This is a genomic window from Roseimicrobium sp. ORNL1 (assembly GCF_011044495.1).
In the GTDB taxonomy this organism is placed as follows: Bacteria; Verrucomicrobiota; Verrucomicrobiia; order Verrucomicrobiales; family Verrucomicrobiaceae; genus Roseimicrobium.
The window spans coordinates 4851271-4866419 of the sequence record NZ_CP049143.1; the positions used below are offsets into that span (position 1 = coordinate 4851271).

A 15149-nucleotide genomic window follows, 5' to 3' on the forward strand; every position below is an offset into this window, starting at 1 on the left:
CTCTGCGTTGAATCCCATGCACGTGGTCACACCCATCACCCTCAGGCCCTCAACGATCAACCGCTGACCATCAACTTCCCAAAGATGGCAGCTGACGCAGCGACGACTTGCGCACCGCTGCAGAAGGGTTCAGGGAGGGCGCGCCTCGACCTTGGTCGCGAGATCCATCTGGCCAGCCAGCGCCCTATCATTTAAGATATCTTAAACATCGCCCGTTCCGCTCCGTGTTCTGTCGCCGCCTCCTTCACCTTCTCCTCGCCTGCATCCCTGCCCTCCTGCTGGCGAACTGCTCCTCCGCGCCCAAGGACTACGCTTACCGGTTCGTACCGGGCAAGACCGCCGTGCTGGAAGGCCGCTACGCGCGCGCTCCCAAGGACGCTCCTGAGGCGGTGAAACGCGCCATTGCGGCCGGCAACCGGCTGGTTGGCAAGCCCTACATCTATGGCGGCGGGCACCGCCGCGTGGAGGATGTGGGCTACGACTGCTCCGGCACCGCCTCCTATGTGCTGTACCACGCCGGCCTGCTGAGGAGCCCCATTTCCAGCACGGAGTTCCGCGACTACGGCAGTGCCGGCGCAGGCAAGTGGATCACCCTGTATCCCCGTCGTGGCCACGTCTTCACCGTCATCGCCGGCCTGCGCCTGGACACCGGCTACAACGGCCAGGGCGAAGGCCCCCAATGGAGCACCCGCGGCCGCCCCGCCAAAGGCGCCGTGCTGAGGCATCCGCCGGGACTCTAGCAACCGCAAAAAAGTGAAACGCAAAGCAACGAAGCAGCAAAGAAGCTGAAGGAGGTTAGGCGTCCCGCCTGACAGCGGGCGTTAGGCCTCCGGCCTGACGGTAGCTCGTACAGGCATTTCACACCTTCGCGTGTTCACACCGCAAGACTGTTTCCGGTTAACCGCAAAGAAGCAGAGAGGCAAAGGACGCAGAGGATTGGAGGGAATCGTGCAAAGGAGTTGTGGTGTGATGTGAAGTAGTGCACCTCGACGCAAAGGAGGCAGAGAGCGCGGAGTGTCGCGATAAGGTGGACTTGGCCTCAAGAGTGAATCGCCTTGTCAAGGAGTGGGGACATTCTTGTCCCCATGGGAGGGTGGCTACCTGCAAGAGTGATTTCCTATCTGTTAAATCGCCATCCAGATCCATCGCAGTGAGTTCCCATGCCCAAGCCCCCTGTTCATCTCACATGGGGACAGGAATGTCCCCACTCCTTGAAGTGATGCATCGCCTCAGATGGAGATGTACCTAAACAGCGCTGTCTCCGCGCTCTCTGCCGCCTTTGCGTCGAGGTGCACCACTTCACATCACACCACCCCACCACCCCACCACCCCACCACTGCGCCCAACCCTCCAATCCTCTGCGTCCTTTGCCTCTCTGCCCCTTTGCGGTTAATCGGAAGCGGTCCTGTGGCGTGAACACGCAAGGTGCGAGACATGCGCTACCGTCAGGCCGGAGGCCTAACGCCCGCTGTCAGGCGGGACGCCTAACCTCCTTCAAATACTTTGCTGCTTCGCTGCTTTGCGTTTCAGCTACTCACTCAGGCTTCAGTTCCACGGCCACGAGTTGCCGGTCATCGCGGGCATAGAGCACGCCATTGGAAAACGCGGCATAGGAACGATGGCCGCCGCGCAGGATTTGCTCCTGGGCACGTCGGTTGAACTTCTCTGGACTTGCGTCCACCACCCACAGCTCGCCGGCTTCCGTGAGGACGAGCAGGGTATCCTGCACCAGCAACAAGGTGCCGCCGGGCACGCGGCCGGATTCCCACATCACTTTTCCATCTTCCGCACGGATGCAGCGCAGATGCTGGCCGAACTCCTGCCGACCGTGGAAGCCGTAGAGATAGCCCTGGTGAAACACCGGCGTGCTGTAGTGGCACTCCAGAGCATCATCCTTGTGCCAGACCCGGGTGAATTTCGAGCCGGTGCGGGTCCATTTCCACAAGTCAGCGCCCACGCCGTAGCCGGCGCTGGTGAAGACGCGCTCATCCGCCAGCCACACCGGCTGGGCGGCATTCACCGAGGCATCCATCTGCGACCGCAGTGCCTTCTGCAGGAGGACCTGGCCATCCAGGGCCGAGACAGCCACGAAGTTGTTGCGCATCCAGCAGAAGACCACGCCACCGTGCAGCGCGGGAGAGGCGTAACCAGCCTCGTCCTCCACGGCCTGCCAGAGGAGTTTTCCATCCGCGAGGTTCAGCGCGATGAGACCTGCGGGCCCCTTTTCATTTCGACCACCGGGCGTGAGGATCACGCGGTCGTCTATCACCAGAGGCGAGCAGGCACGACCAAAGAACCCCTGAGGCGAATTGGTCTCCTTGACCGTGTCATATTTCCAGAGCAGCGAGCCATCCGCGAGGCTGAGGGCGTGCACCATACCTTCCGCGCCGTGCACTATCACCTTTCCCTGGGCCACGGTGGGACATCCACGCGGGCCGTCATCCATGCCAAAGTTGTCCTTGTACGTGTTCTCATAGCTGTAGCGCCAGACCTCCGTGCCATCGCGCGCGTGAATAGCCTCAACGAGTGTCTTGTCTTCCACACGATGGAAGACAATGGCCTTGCCACCCGCCACCACCGGCCCCGCAAACCCGCTGCCGAGCGGATGTGTCCAGAGCACCTTGGGGTTGATAGCCGTACCCTCGCCGGAAGGGAAGAGCTCCAGAGACGAAGCCCTGCCTTCTCGCGAGGGACCGAGAAATTGCGGCCAGTCAGCCGCGCGAGCAAGAGGCGCAGCCGCCAGCAGCGACGACAAAAGCACCCCGCCGAGAGGGCGTGCGAGATGACGGCGAAAAGTCCGTGCCATGGTCTCCATAGGAACGGCGCTACAGTTCACCTTGGATCCGCCATTCGTCACACGCTTTTCGTGGGGTCATGCCGCCTACAGCCCAAGTTCGGAAAGCGAGGGGTGGTCATCCGGGCGGCGACCGAGCGGCCAGTGGTACTTACGCTCGCTCTCCTTGATGGGCTGGTCATTGATGCTGGCAATGCGACGCTGCATGTAGCCGTGCTCATCGAACTCCCAGTTTTCATTGCCGTAGGAGCGGAACCACTGCCCGGAGTCATCATGCCACTCGTACGCGAAACGCACGGCGATGCGGTTGCCATGGAACGCCCAGAGCTCCTTGATCAAGCGATACTCCAGTTCCTTGTTCCACTTGCGGGTCAGGAACTGCACGATGGCCTCGCGACCGGCGAGGAATTCCGCGCGATTCCGCCAGATGCTATCGACCGTGTAGGCGAGTGACACGCGCTCCGCCTCCCGCGTATTCCAGGCGTCCTCCGCCATGCGCACCTTCTGCGCGGCTGTCTCTGCGGTGAAGGGAGGGAGTGGCGGACGCGGTGTGGACATGGACATGGTGGTTGGGATTGAAATTTCTGCTCACTGCAACCTTACGCTCCAAACGAAAACGCTGGCGCCGGAAACGACCGGCGCCAGCGCGAGTGGCAGATGGTGTGATTTCTTCTCGCGGACTCAGACGCTAAGGCTCTTGCCCTGCTTCTCGCCCTGGCCCTGCTGCGGCGCCTTGGGGCCGAGCTTCTCGCGGACAGAGAGGACCTTCTCCTGCTGCTTGATACCCTTGTCGAGATTCTCCTTCTCGGCCTTGGCTCGGGTGTGGGTGTCTCGGGCTTGCACCTCCTGGTTGTCACTGATGGTCGGGGTCATGTTATGAGCGTCTTCCAAGGCTTTCCGACCCACCTCTCTCCCGACCATTTCCATGGCCAGCGCAAACTCGGCGCGGTCCACCTTCATGCCCTGCAGTTTCTGCTGGAGTTCTTCGACACTCTTGCCTTCAAACACTCCTTGTCTGGCCATCGAGGTAGTCTGGATCTTCCCTTCGATTTTATCGATCTCGCCCTGAACACCCTTGAGGCCATGCTTGAAGAAGCACTTGATGTGGTCGCCGATGGTCGGATTTTCCTTCAATTGCTTTTGCGTGGCTTCGAGTTGCTTGATACGGTCCTCAAAGGGCTTCAGTTCGCCCCTCCTCAGGATCTCCGTGACGCGCTTCGTGTTGTCCACCTCCTTGGAAAGGTCCACGCCCACGTCGCCAACCTTGGGAGGGAGCTTGGAAACGAATGTGTTGATCGAATCCGAGCCCTCCGAAATGGCTTTGTACGCAGAGGTGGTCTGCTCCATGCCATCCTTGGTACGCAGGCCGTTGGATACCACGTTTTGCGGCTTGGTCGACGGGAGCGGATTGTCGTGCGACCGGTTCATGCTGTTGGCATAGGTCTGCAGGGCGATATTCGCACCCATCAAAAGATTCCCAACCTCCTGCGTCTCCACATTGTCACGCAGCAAATTGCCATTGGCGGACATCATGGGGGAAGCGCATCTCAACAGCAAGGTGCTGGCCGTGGCCGTGTTCATCGCCTCCTTGTTGGTGCCCACCGGTTCCAGGGCGGCCTTCATGAATGCCCGGGCCTCCGGTGAGAGCTTGGAGAGGTTCCGCTCGCTCGATTCAATCGACGTTTTTGCAACCTCGCCATAGGCCTTGTGGAGCTTGGTCTTGTCCTCCTCGGTCACATCCTCAATATGGCCGTAGGGGCTGTCGACTTTCTTGCCCACGAGCGAATCCGGCAATTGGGACTTGGCCTTGAGAGCCGCCTCCAGGGTGTCCTCGTACATCGCATCCACGTACTCCTTCGCGTACGTGTTCATGTAGTCGGACATGAACCTGGTCGTGGCAGTGTTTCCGCGCAGCAGGGTGGCGGGATCCTGGGTGTGATCCAGTTCGTCCTGCACGCCGGCCTTCACGAGTTTCTGATAGACCTCCTGCTTCTCTTCAGGGCTCAGACTGCTGCTCTCGATTTCCTTGAAGATCTGGGTGCCAATTTCAGCGCCATACTTGGTCTTATCGAGTTCAATTTCCTCAGGCGTGGCCTTGGCACGCTGTTCGCTCGTCATGCCCGTGTAGGTCATCTTGTCGGTGTATTCCTTGACGAGCTTGTCGATGTGTTCTCCTGGCATGGTGTGATGAAGTTAAGGTGAATTGAAAATTAGTGTGCTCGGTTCGCCAAGGGAGCTGGGCGTTGGAGGCAAATGGTTTACAAGGGGAGATTTCGGCACGACTCCGCCAAAGTTACGCGGGTGCCAAAGATTTCTTCAGCAGCATCCGGGCGGATGCTGCGAGCAATTTTGGGGCCTTGTGGAGCGGAATTCTGACGTGGCGCAATGGCTGGAGGCCTGGCCAACACTGACGGTCACACTGCCCCCTACTCAGCGCGGGACTCGCCTTGCTCAGGGGATTTCGCCGTCAGATTGTCCTTCGCCTTCTGCGCCTCGAAGCGCTTGGCCAGGTCCGCGACCAATTCTGGCTTCACTGCTGCGAGGTCGGTTTTCTCCAGTGGATCTTTGGCAACATTGAAGAGCATCCAGGTGCCTGCCGGAGGGGCATTCGTGGCGGCGGCATCCCGTGCAGCCTTGCCTTTTGGCTGCCGATGGTCACGGATGACCTTCCAGTCGCCCTGACGCAGGCCTTCCCAATAACGTCCCGCGCCCCAGACCCAGTAGAACTCCCGTGGGCTCGCTGCGGCTGCGGGATCCTCCAGCAGGGCGAAGATGTTTTGTCCATCCCACTTGGGGTCTGCGCCAGCCGCCGGTTGATAGCCGGTGAGTGCTGCGAGGGTGGGCATCCAGTCCACCACATGCATGGGCGTGGTCATCTTGTGCGGCTTCAGCTTTGACGGCCAGTTGATGAAGGCAGGCACACGCATGCCGCCTTCGAACATGTCCCCCTTGCCGCCGCGCAGTGGGAGGTTGCTGCTGAAACCAGCGGCGAGAGAGGGGTCTGGCTCGGGGTAGTTGTTTCCTTTGTACGCCTTGTGGATGCCGCCGTTGTCCGAGGTGAAGATGAGGAGGGTATTCTCGCGGAGTTTCTGATTTTCCAGTGCGCTCACGACTTCCCCGATGGCGGCGTCCATGTGGGTGGCGCTCGCAGCAAAGAGACGACGGTCTGGATCTGCGATGTGCGCATTTGCCTCCAGCCACTTCTGTTCCTCCACCACGGGTGTGTGGACGGCGGTGAAGGCCATGTAGAGGAAGAAAGGCTTCTTCGCATCCTGTTGGCGGTGGTGCGTGATCCACTGTGAAGCCTCCCGTGCGATGAGGTCGGTGGCATGCCCTTCCTCTTCGATGAATTCTCCATTGCGGTGCCAGGACTTCACGTTCTTCCGGTACAGGTGATTCAGCGGACCTACCGCGCCATCGAAGCAGCCGTAGCTGTAGTTGAACCCGTGGTGGTTCGGGCCCCACTCCGGCTTGCTGCCCATGTGCCACTTCCCGATGAGTGCCGTGTCATAGCCAAGTGACTGGAACATCTTTCCCAGCGTGAGTGTCTCGAAAGGATATGCATGATCCGGGCTGGCCTGTGTGCAATGCGAACCAAAGCGGCTGGGATACCGCCCCGTCATGAGCGCCACGCGGGTGGGCGTGCACTGCGGCTGCACGTAGTGGTGATCAAGTTCCACACCTTCACGTGCAAGACGGTCCAGGTTCGGCGTGCGCATCTCCGGATTGTGATACCCCACGTCCGCCCAGCCCTGGTCATCGGAGACGATGATGATGACGTTGGGACGAGTGGCCGACGCGGCAAATGCGGCAGAACCGCTGACACACACAAACAGCAGAGAGGCGAGGCGGGCGAGGAGCTTCATGCGACGGTGAAACGTGGAATGAGACGCGGCATTTCACTGAGACTCACACGCGATTGATCAAGAAGCTGTGCCGAAGGCCTTGGACTGCGTGCAGCCTGCTGCCGCTTTCCGGAGTCCACAGCCTGCTGTGGCGATGATAACCCTCGCTCGAAAGTTCGCGTGTCCGGGAGAGTTTGGCGACTTCGTCGCGGTGTAGCGTGCAGCAGGCTGCACTTTAGGAAAGCGGCAGCAGGCTGCACGCAGTCCAAGGCCTTCGGCACCCGCTGCTACGCTCATCCTTACTTACTACCCACTACTTACTGTTTACTCCCCTCTCACCGTCACCTCCCGCACGGAGAAGCTATCTTCCCCAGAGAAAACGAGATACAGCGTCTTCCCGTCCTCACTCATCCACTTGCTGGGAAAGTCGCCGTGCTCGCCAGGGCCAACATCCCACTTCTCCGTGTAGTAGGCGGTGGTCCACGGTCCCCACGGCTCGGGTGCATCATAGATCGCGAAGCCGCCGGTGTACCTGGTGTCCCCACGATCTTTGGATCCAGCGGGCAAAGGGATGTGCTGCCACCAGAGGTAGCGCTTCAACGGAGCGCAGTAAGTCATGGCGGAGCGCAGACAGGCATCGCGATGCTGGAATACGGGACCGCGTTGCGTGATGTCGCGTGACCATTGCGGTTGGCCCTTGGCATCGAGCTTCACGAAGAACTCCCACGCATCTCGCGAGGTCAGCTTGTCCTTGGGCGCACGCATCAAGATGAAGTGATCCGCAGGTGTATCAGCCAAGGGGCCATCGTGGGAATAGGCATAGACATAGCCATCACGAGCACCGGCGTAGTCCTTGCCGAAATTCACAAAACCCATCATGCCGAACTCGGCGAACTTCCAATCAGCGAAGGTCCAGGTCTTCGCGTGATCGCGTGACCAGGCTAGCTGGGTTTGTCCGCCTTTGTTGTCTGCGTGACCGAGCCAGAGATAAAGTGCGCCCTCCACGCTGAGGATGCCCCAGCCCTTCTTGCCATCGCGGCCCTGACCGAGTTGCTCACCGGGTGAGCGGACGTTTTCACCGGTGAACTTGTCCGGTGTGCCGGTGACACGTGCGAAACCGAGGCTGAGCTTTTCTTTTGTCTTGGGCAGGAAGCCGGTGCCGTCTCCCCACGTGGTGTAGAGCGCATCATCATCTGCCCAGGTGACCGGCCAGTTGTCGCCATCCTTGGCCATGCGCAGGATGGTTTCATTCGAGGCCCACTCCATGCCGACGATGACGGGGCTGGGTGGGTAGGGAGGCTCGGCGGCGGGAACTGGAGTGGTGGCGAACTGGAGGAGTGCCAGGAGGATGCATGCGCGAAGACCTTGATGAGGCAGCTTCATAGCTGGAGAGATTGCAACAATGAATGCTCGCGAAGGGACTCGCGAACTACGTTGGAAATACGCTGGCTATAGAGCATTCATCCACACCTCTAGATGGGTGTAGCCGTTTGGCGTGGATGGTTTGTTGGCGTCGCTGGGATCGTTGGAATTGAGGCCCTGGGATTGTTCCCACGCGTCGGGCAGGCCGTCGTTGTCCTGGTCGGGCAAAGCATCTTGGTTGTTCAGCGTGGGCCACGCATCATCGGGGATAGTCATCTTGCGACGGCCGGTGCCATCGCGCACACCGTTGACGATGCGGGTGTCTGCGGCATCGCGTGCGGGTTTACTGGCGCCGACGATTTCGAGCGCACGTTTGTAGGCGTCGATTGCCTTGAGGTTTTCTTTTTCCGTGAGGGGCTCCAGGGGCAGAGGCGTTTCGCGATGGATGAGGGTGCAACCCGGACTGGGGATGAGCAGGTCTGATTGCGGAGTCGCGGGACGTGAGACGGTGCCATCTCCAGACACGTTGCCATCGAGGTAAAGCTCTGCTGTCGCACCTTTGTAAATGACGAAGGCGCGATCGCGATACGTGGCCGCAGTATCGAGGCCGGGCTTGAGGTAGTTCCCCACGTAGTTCATGGCGATGCGCTCCGGCTGGTCGGCGTAACCCGCGCCGGTGTAGCCGGGACCGGAGTCCCAATTGAAAATCACGTTGTGCCGGAAGTCGATTTGTGGGCCGGGATCGTCGGCATGGCCAGGTGTGGTCTGGTAACCACCCGGGCGTGGATTGCGGGCGCGGTTGCACGCATAGAGATTGTAGAGATACGAAATGGCGCCGCGATGCGAGCCGATGATGGAGCCGTACGAATGCTCGGTGAGCGCTTCCGCGATGAGGCAATGCTGCACGGTGACGCGGTCCGAGTCATTCGTGACAGAGAGGCATTCATCCGTGCTCCACGTCGCGGAGCAGTGGTCGATGATGACATCTCGTGCGTCCCAGATGCTGATGGCGTCGCGCTCGCTGGCCTTGGACGTTTTGTCACCGAGGCGGCAACGGAGGTAGCGCACAATGACATCATGCGTCGCGCCGATTTGTAGCTCTTGCCCTTTCAGGCAGATGCCATCGCCGGGCGCTGTCTGGCCGGCGATGGTGATGAAGGGATGCGCGATGCGGATGGGCTTCTGCAGTTCGATGGTGCCGGACACGCGGAAGATGACCGTACGCGGCTCGCGCATGTCCACGGCGGCACGCAGGCTGCCGGGGCCGGAATCGTTGAGATTGGTCACTGCAATGACCTTGCCGCCGCGTCCGCCCTTGGACCACTTGCCTGCGCCTTCAGCACCGGGGAAGGCGGGCAGGCGGGTGACAGGGATGGATTCTTTGGCGTGGAGAGGGAAGAGGGCGACGGTAGCAGAGAAGCCGAGGAGCAGGAACAGGAGGAGCGGCTTCATGGGTTTGTCCGAGAGATGATGGGTGAAGTCATGCGCAGGGTGTTCAACACAGAGACACAGAGACGCAGAGGAACTTCGGAGACTGAGGTTGAGTGTGAACCTGACTCTGTTGGGTAGCTGGGAAGCCTATCCGTATTTCTCAGTCTCTGTGCCCTCTGTGTCTCTGCGTCTCTGTATTGAATCCCACGCAGCCCGCCGCACCCAGAGCCTCCTACGGGCGAACTCAAATCACCCCCACCACTCCCGCAGCACCGCGAAGTCACGCTTCGTCGCTGCGATGGCTTCTTCCTTATATCCGGGCTGCTCCATGCTGCCCTTCAGGTACTCCACGTGCAGGGAGATGGGGCCGGTGAAGTTAATCTTCTTCAGCATGGCGACCTGATCCTTGCCCACCACGCCTTCACCCAGCGGGCAGGGCTCGGCTTTCTTCTCACCCCACTTGAAATTCTTGAAGTACACGGCCCCGATGCGGTCGCGCACGAGATTGAGTTCCAACGGCCAGGAGAGGCTGCCCTCCACGGTGGCGTGGTAGAAGTCGAACGCGAAGGCCCAATCCTTCGCGGGATAATCCTGCATGAGCGTGAAGACATCCCACACGGGCGCGCCGAGGTAGTCCTTGCCCGAGTGATTCTGATACAGTGGCTGGATGCCAATCTCGCTGCTCAGCGCGATGAGGTCCTTGAACTTCGCCTTCCACTCCTGGAGCTGCGGCCAGATGGGCTTGCTCAGGTCGTACTTGTTGTAGTTCATCCGGTAGTGCGGCACGCCGAGGGCCTTCGCGGTACGCAGGACTTTTTCCGTGTTCTGCTCCTTGCTCACTTCATTGATGCCGGAGGTCATGATGGTCAGGCCGAGCTTCCGCTTCTTCAGCTCTTCCACGTACTTGGGCAGGTCCTCCTCCACCCGTTCCGGCTCCACCTGCCCCTTCGGACGGATGGGTGCCTCGATGCCCGTCATGCCGTCCAGGCTGGCGGCAATGTCCGCAATCTCCGCATAGCTGAGGCCCTGCAGGTGCTTCGTGAAAAAGCAGTACTCCTGGGCTGCCTTGCCGCCCGCGGCTGCGGCGACGGCGGAGGAGTTGGAAAGCACCGGCGCCAAAGCGGATGCGGCACCGGCGAGGGAGGCGGACTTGAGGAAATGACGGCGGGAGGTGTTCATGGAAAAAGGCTGACTGGAATGAGGCACAAAATCAACAATGCTCTCCGTGTAACGTGACAGAACGAAGGATTCTCGCCACGTACAAGCAAAAGCGCTCTCACAGCTCATGCCGAACGAAACTCAGCAGTGGCCATTCGCAGACCCCAAAAACGTGGCGGCCTTCACCACGCGCTTTGTGATGACCCTGAACGAGCCCATCGTGGCCGTCTACCACAACTATGAAGATGGTGCCTGGCAATTCCACAGCAACCGTGCCTCAGATGAGCGCGATCTGATGCTGGTAGCCCTCTCCGAGGTATGGGAGAAAGACCCAAGCATCGGACTCGTGAATGACCTGCCCTACGGTTGGAAAGCAACACGCACCACCCCAGTCGCGCCATGGCGCGGCGAGAAGCACCATCCCTACCCTACTTACGAAGAGAACGGCTTCTACTTGGAGGATGCGTCACTCTATGAGGAGCAAATATCGTTGCCGGACCAGAAGGCGCAGGAGAGCTGCGCTCCGGGCGACCTCGTAAAACTGGTGTTTCGCTTCGCAAAGGAGCACGCTGAACGACGTGGCGGCGAATGCGAGCGGATGTGGCTGAGCGTGGAGGAAGTCCATGACGCGGGGCACTACACAGGCCGACTTGAGAACCAGCCAAGCCTGCATGACGCGATCGAAGAAGGAGCGTTGGTAATCTTCAGCCCTATCCACATCATCGCCATCGAGCAGCAGGCGAATACCTAGCCGATTCCCACGTTAACCCTGACGAGGTAACGGCTCCACCGAAACACTTACTCTGATTCTCATGCCAAAACTGCGCACACTTCTTTTCACCTTCTTCAGCGTCGGTCTTCTGATGTATACCACCACCCTCTCCGCCGAGATCACCCACACTCGCGATATCGAGTACGCCAAGGTGGGTGACGTTTCCCTGAAGCTGGATCTCTACGTCCCCTCCGGCACGGTGAAGGCACCGCTCATCGTCTACGTACACGGGGGCGCATGGCGTGCGGGGGAGAAGGAGGATATGCCGCTGGGTGCGCTGGTGCAGAAGGGTTTTGCGGTGGCGAGTGTGGACTACCGGCTCTCGGGAGATGCACCCTTCCCTGCGATGGTGCATGACATCAAGGCGGCGATACGTTTCCTGCGCGCCCATGGGAAGGAGCATGGCCTGAGTGATACCTCACGCATCGCGATTGTGGGCAGTTCCGCAGGCGGGCACCTCGCGGCGCTGGTGGGCGTGACGAGTGGGGTGAAGGAACTGGAGGGCACGGTGGGCAAGGACCTGAAGGAATCCAGCAGCGTGGAGTCCATCATCAGCCTCTTCGGGGCCTCGAACCTGCAGAGCATCCTTTCGCAGACGACGCCTGCGGGCATGGTCATCCGTGAGCCGGCGCTGGACCAGTTGCTGGGGGGATTGCCGGACAAGCAGCCGGAGCTTGCGAAGCTGGGCAGTCCGGTGGCGCATGTGAATGCCGGCGACCCGCCGCTCCTGCTCATTCATGGCGATGCGGATCCGCAGATGCCGTATGAGCAGTCTCTAGAACTGAAGGCAGTGTATGAGAAGGCCGGGCTGCCGGTGCAGCTCATCACCGTGCCGGGAGGGAAGCATGGCGGGAAGGAGTTCCACGATGCCGCGAGGACAAACCAGATGGCGGAGTTTCTGGAGAGCGCTAGCGCGAGTGCCAGCGGAAAGACAAAGGCCAAGAAGTAGGACAGGAGGTTAGGCCTTCTGGCCTGACAATGGATGTTGGGTCTTCTGACCCGACAGAGCGACTTTGGATGGTGACGGTCAGGCTGGAAAGCCTAACGACCGCTGTCAGGCGAGACGCCTAACCTCCTTAGAAATCAAACAGGTCCTGCTGCGCGGCGGCCTTCACCGCTTGCTTCACGGACTTGGTGATCCGTTTTGGCTTTTCCACGGGGGCGAGCAAGGAACTCAACGGAGCCGGGGCGGGCTCTTCGGAAGCGGATGGAACTGCGATGGATACAATGCTCTCGCTCTCGGGCTGCTGTTCCTCCTGATGGGCGGCCACCACTTCCTCTTCAAAGACGGGTACATCGGAGACGAATACTCCTGCTGACACCTCCTCCACGGCCGGTGCCTCTTGCGTTTCCACAAGAGATGTCTCCACCGGGGGCACCAATGCCTCAGCGTCAGGGACGGGGACGGGAGCTTCCTCAGGGACAAATGGTGCCTCGACCTCGGCTTGCACCGCTGCAATGGCGGGAACCTCTGGCGCTTGCTCGTTCTCAGGCTCAATGTCGACCTGAGCCTCCATCTCTGCCTCAGGAGCAGGCACGGGAACTGAAGCTGGGGCAGATGCAGGCGCGGGCGCAGGTTCCACACCAGCGGCTGCCGCCTTGGCCTTCTTCGCCTTGCTCTTCCCGCCCTTCGAGGCCCCAGTTCCGGTGGAAGCTGGCGCGGCCTCCTCCTGCGGGATGCCTTCAATGATGACAAATTCGACGTGCGGGCCATTCACCCGGCGCTGCAGGGTATGGCCGAAAATGCGGCTGAGCACGCGCACCTCCAGGTCCCACACTGCGGGGAACAGGCGGGCGACTTCGGCGAGCGGGCTGTGGTGGTCCACAAGGCGGAGGCCGTGCGCGTCATCCACGCACCCGCAGATCCAGCCATCATTGCCGCGGAGTTTCGCAAGTTCCATCGCGCGCTCCTTGTGACCGGAGCCTTTGATGCGGGTATTCCACTGCTCGACCTTCTGCTGGAGGAAGCTGTAAAGAAGCCTCTCCGGGACAGTTTCTCCATAAGCTTGAGACACAAGGGCCAGCAGCCCGAGGCACAGCTCCCCTCCCCAGTTTGGCAGGACCACGTCCAGCTTCTCCGTGGGGCGGTAGATTTTTTCAGGACGGCCCGTCTGCTTGGGACGACGCCACGTATCCACATATCCCCGCTTCTTGAGATCATCACAGTGCTGCTTCACGCCCATGTAGGACATTTTTAGAGCACCCGCCAACTCGTTCACCGACATGCCACCGCTGCGCTTGACGTGCAGGAGGATGTCCCAGGAGACGGATGGGGCGATTTCGCGGCCGTTGTGAAGCATGGCGTGACGTTTCCGTCGGCTTCCATCCTGAAGAATTTCAATCCCAAGGCAACCCTGCACTTTTGGAATTTTTCGTACCAGAGCCTCTTGACAATCGAATTGATGATCGAGCGAAGAGATTGACACCGAGTTTCAGCCTCCCCACTATTCACGTACTCCCACACCGATGCCTCCGCGCACCCTCCCCGAAAAAGAGTTCCGCTCCCACGCCCCCGGATACTGGCAGGACAAGAACATCACCCCTGACCAGTGGAACAGCCACACCTGGCAGCTCAAGAACCGGGTCACGACCCTCGCGGGCCTGGAGGAGCACCTCACGCTTTCCGAAGAAGAACGGGCAGGCGTGCTGCTCTCCGGAAACAAGCTGGCGATGGCCATCACGCCCCACTACTTCAATCTCATTCACCCCACGGACCCGGACTGCCCGATTCGCCGGCAGGTGATTCCCCGCATTGAGGAGACCTGGGAGGACCCGAATGAAATGAGCGACCCCTGTGGCGAGGACTCGCACATGCCCGTGCCGGGCCTCGTGCACCGCTATCCGGACCGCGTGCTTTTCCTCGTGACGGACCGTTGCGCCAGCTATTGCCGCTACTGCACCCGCAGCCGCGTGGTGAGTGGCGTGGGCGAGCAGGAGCTGCACACCGAGTTCGAAGCCGCCTTCCGCTATCTGGAGGAGCACACTGAGGTGCGTGACGTGCTGCTGAGCGGGGGCGATGCCCTGCTGCTGAGCGACAACAAGCTGGAAGGCATCCTCAAGCGCATCCGCGCCATCCCGCACATTGAGTTCCTGCGCATCGGCTCCCGGGTACCCATTTTCCTGCCGCAGCGTATCACACCTGAGCTGTGCCAGATGCTTGCAAAATACCATCCCCTCTGGATGAGCGTGCATGTGAACCATCCGCGAGAGCTCACCACCGAGGTGAAGGAAGCGCTGGAACGCCTGTCCAACCACGGCGTTCCCTTGGGCAACCAGAGCGTGCTGCTGCGCGGTGTGAATGACAATCCCGAGGTGATGAAGTCCCTCGTGCACAAGCTGCTCATGTGCCGCGTGCGCCCCTACTATCTCTACCAGTGCGACCTCATCCAGGGCAGCTCGCACCTGCGCACCAGCGTGAGCAAGGGTGTGGAAATCATCGAGCACCTGCGCGGTCACACGACCGGCTACGGCGTGCCGCAATTCGTGATCGACGCCCCCGGCGGCGGCGGCAAGGTGCCTGTGAACCCCGAGTACGTGGTGATGAAGGACGACCAGCGCACCCTGGTGCGCAACTACGAAGGCGAGTTCTTCGAATACCCCGAGCCCGGCAATCAGGTGGCGACCTGGAGCAGCACCCCTGCGAACCGGCTTTCCATGCTGTGGGAGCCGGGGGCGAAGTGGTGAGGTGGAAGCCTCATTGAATTGGCCGCAAAAAAACGCAAAGAACTCAAAGATCTGGCGATTGGGTAGACGACTCGCCATGTGACGTTACTTCATCTCAAGGAAC

The 15149-nt window shown here is 60.5% G+C and carries 12 protein-coding genes; 4 read left to right on the top strand and 8 right to left on the bottom strand.

What is annotated here, in order from left to right:
• The first annotated feature begins 224 nt into the window (after positions 1-224).
• Positions 225-740 (top strand): peptidoglycan endopeptidase, encoded by a 516-nt coding sequence (locus tag G5S37_RS19705; protein WP_240914682.1) that lies wholly within the window; start codon positions 225-227, stop codon positions 738-740.
• A 794-nt stretch (positions 741-1534) separates the two neighbouring features.
• On the opposite strand, the gene G5S37_RS19710 is transcribed toward G5S37_RS19705, so the two are convergent.
• The 7 genes from G5S37_RS19710 to G5S37_RS19740 all read right to left on the bottom strand — a co-directional run bounded on the left by G5S37_RS19710 (position 1535) and on the right by G5S37_RS19740 (position 10611).
• Positions 1535-2806, bottom strand: coding sequence for a PQQ-binding-like beta-propeller repeat protein (locus G5S37_RS19710; protein WP_165206157.1), 1272 nt, complete (start codon positions 2804-2806; stop codon positions 1535-1537).
• Positions 2807-2881: 75 nt separating this feature from the next.
• Positions 2882-3352 (bottom strand): nuclear transport factor 2 family protein, encoded by a 471-nt coding sequence (locus G5S37_RS19715; protein WP_165206158.1) that lies wholly within the window; start codon positions 3350-3352, stop codon positions 2882-2884.
• Between the two features lie 123 nt (positions 3353-3475).
• A complete protein-coding gene (locus G5S37_RS19720) occupies positions 3476-4975 on the bottom strand; it encodes a hypothetical protein (protein ID WP_165206159.1) in 1500 nt (499 codons plus the stop codon).
• 245 nt (positions 4976-5220) lie between these two features.
• Positions 5221-6660 carry an arylsulfatase gene (locus tag G5S37_RS19725; protein ID WP_165206160.1) on the bottom strand — a complete coding sequence of 480 codons (1440 nt, stop codon included), beginning with the start codon at positions 6658-6660 and terminating at the stop codon, positions 5221-5223.
• 303 nt (positions 6661-6963) lie between these two features.
• Positions 6964-8022, bottom strand: a complete 1059-nt coding sequence (locus tag G5S37_RS19730; protein ID WP_165206161.1) for a DUF4185 domain-containing protein — start codon at positions 8020-8022, stop codon at positions 6964-6966.
• Between the two features lie 66 nt (positions 8023-8088).
• A complete protein-coding gene (locus G5S37_RS19735; RefSeq protein WP_165206162.1) occupies positions 8089-9453 on the bottom strand; it encodes a pectate lyase in 1365 nt (454 codons plus the stop codon).
• A gap of 228 nt (positions 9454-9681) precedes the next feature.
• Positions 9682-10611, bottom strand: a complete 930-nt coding sequence (locus tag G5S37_RS19740; protein WP_165211774.1) for a TIM barrel protein — start codon at positions 10609-10611, stop codon at positions 9682-9684.
• 106 nt (positions 10612-10717) lie between these two features.
• On the opposite strand from G5S37_RS19740, the gene G5S37_RS32365 reads away from it, so the two are divergent.
• On the top strand, positions 10718-11341 hold the full coding sequence (locus G5S37_RS32365) for a hypothetical protein (protein ID WP_206026066.1): 624 nt from the start codon (positions 10718-10720) through the stop codon (positions 11339-11341).
• A gap of 61 nt (positions 11342-11402) precedes the next feature.
• On the top strand, positions 11403-12311 hold the full coding sequence (locus G5S37_RS19750) for an alpha/beta hydrolase (protein ID WP_206026067.1): 909 nt from the start codon (positions 11403-11405) through the stop codon (positions 12309-12311).
• A gap of 127 nt (positions 12312-12438) precedes the next feature.
• On the opposite strand, the gene G5S37_RS19755 is transcribed toward G5S37_RS19750, so the two are convergent.
• A complete protein-coding gene (locus G5S37_RS19755; RefSeq protein WP_165206163.1) occupies positions 12439-13662 on the bottom strand; it encodes a winged helix-turn-helix transcriptional regulator in 1224 nt (407 codons plus the stop codon).
• Positions 13663-13828: 166 nt separating this feature from the next.
• Here G5S37_RS19755 and G5S37_RS19760 point away from each other — a divergent pair, with 166 nt between their 5' ends.
• Positions 13829-15046 carry a KamA family radical SAM protein gene (locus tag G5S37_RS19760; RefSeq protein WP_165206164.1) on the top strand — a complete coding sequence of 406 codons (1218 nt, stop codon included), beginning with the start codon at positions 13829-13831 and terminating at the stop codon, positions 15044-15046.
• The last annotated feature ends 103 nt before the right edge of the window (positions 15047-15149 follow it).

Excerpts from the sequence above, each read along its gene's own strand:
- G5S37_RS19710 (WP_165206157.1), bottom strand. The coding sequence starts at position 2,806 with ATGGCACGGACTTTTCGCCGTCATCTCGCACGCCCTCTCGGCGGGGTG.
- G5S37_RS19715 (WP_165206158.1), bottom strand. The coding sequence starts at position 3,352 with ATGTCCACACCGCGTCCGCCACTCCCTCCCTTCACCGCAGAGACAGCC.
- G5S37_RS19720 (WP_165206159.1), bottom strand. The coding sequence starts at position 4,975 with ATGCCAGGAGAACACATCGACAAGCTCGTCAAGGAATACACCGACAAG.
- G5S37_RS19725 (WP_165206160.1), bottom strand. The coding sequence starts at position 6,660 with ATGAAGCTCCTCGCCCGCCTCGCCTCTCTGCTGTTTGTGTGTGTCAGC.
- G5S37_RS19730 (WP_165206161.1), bottom strand. The coding sequence starts at position 8,022 with ATGAAGCTGCCTCATCAAGGTCTTCGCGCATGCATCCTCCTGGCACTC.
- G5S37_RS19735 (WP_165206162.1), bottom strand. The coding sequence starts at position 9,453 with ATGAAGCCGCTCCTCCTGTTCCTGCTCCTCGGCTTCTCTGCTACCGTC.
- G5S37_RS19740 (WP_165211774.1), bottom strand. The coding sequence starts at position 10,611 with ATGAACACCTCCCGCCGTCATTTCCTCAAGTCCGCCTCCCTCGCCGGT.
- G5S37_RS32365 (WP_206026066.1), top strand. The coding sequence starts at position 10,718 with ATGCCGAACGAAACTCAGCAGTGGCCATTCGCAGACCCCAAAAACGTG.
- G5S37_RS19750 (WP_206026067.1), top strand. The coding sequence starts at position 11,403 with ATGCCAAAACTGCGCACACTTCTTTTCACCTTCTTCAGCGTCGGTCTT.
- G5S37_RS19755 (WP_165206163.1), bottom strand. The coding sequence starts at position 13,662 with ATGCTTCACAACGGCCGCGAAATCGCCCCATCCGTCTCCTGGGACATC.
- G5S37_RS19760 (WP_165206164.1), top strand. The coding sequence starts at position 13,829 with ATGCCTCCGCGCACCCTCCCCGAAAAAGAGTTCCGCTCCCACGCCCCC.